The organism is Oleiphilus sp. HI0066 (assembly GCF_001635725.1).
Window position 1 is genome coordinate 1 of record NZ_LWFH01000047.1, and the last position, 996, is coordinate 996.

The window sequence follows — 996 nt, forward strand, 5'->3', positions numbered from 1 at the left end:
CCAAAACAATCCCATGCTTATGACCAAGGCCAGATCTAGGTAATATCGTTGCCGCCAGCTGAGGGTCTTCGATATAAATCGCCAATCCAGTAGGTATCAGGGTAGTTTGGCCAGGTTCTAAGTTAATCGATTCGTCTAGGCAAGCTCTCAAATCAACACCCGCAGAACCCTGAGTTGCGTAACTAGGTAAGGGAATAGTATTCCCAATTTTGTCATCCAAGATTTTTATTTGTAATGGCGTTTTCATTTACTTTTTCTTTTTTGATTTAATTTTTCAGATAGTCGAGTCACTAATTCTTGAGCCAAGGAAGCTTTAGATGTCAAAGGCAATAATTCTTCACCATCTACAGTAACCAAAGTTACCTCATTGTTGTCACTATTAAATCCAATTTCTTGATTCGAAACATCATTCGCAATAACGACATCTAAGCTCTTCCGCTTAAGCTTAGATTTAGCGTACTGAATAACATCGTTTGTTTCAGCAGCAAAACCAACAATTAGAGACTGACTACTTTCTCGCATAGCAGAGACGTTAGCAATTATGTCAGGATTCTGAGTAAGCTCTATTTGAATATTATCGCCGAAACCAGTCTTCTTCATCTTCTGTTCAGAAACATCAATTGGCCTGTAATCGGCAACCGCAGCAGAACCAATAAATACATCTAATCCAGTTCGTGCTTGTCGCATTGCTTGCTCATACATCTGTTCCGCAGACGTCACATCAATACGTTCAATACCACTGCTACATGATAAGTTAACAGGACCGGAAATTAAGCAAACATCTGCACCCACTGCATGGAAGGCTTCTGCCAAGGCATAGCCCATCTTGCCTGAGCTATGGTTTGAAATATATCGAACAGGATCAATCGCTTCTCGCGTTGGCCCTGCCGTAATAACGACTCTGTACTTACATTCTCGCGGTGTTGATTCCTGAGAAATTGCCGCAACAATATCGCTTGGTTCCATCATTCGACCAAAACCAACATCACCACATGC

At 41.5% G+C, this 996-nt stretch carries 1 protein-coding gene and 1 pseudogene; both read right to left on the reverse strand.

Annotated features, from left to right (window positions below; all coding sequences use genetic code 11):
* A pseudogene (locus A3738_RS00990) lies at window positions 1-247 on the reverse strand (dUTP diphosphatase); the annotation flags it as partial.
* Window positions 244-996: bifunctional phosphopantothenoylcysteine decarboxylase/phosphopantothenate--cysteine ligase CoaBC (gene coaBC / locus A3738_RS00995; protein ID WP_156503855.1), on the reverse strand; the 753-nt coding region annotated here is incomplete at its 5' end. The pseudogene A3738_RS00990 and the gene coaBC, both read right to left, overlap by 4 nt.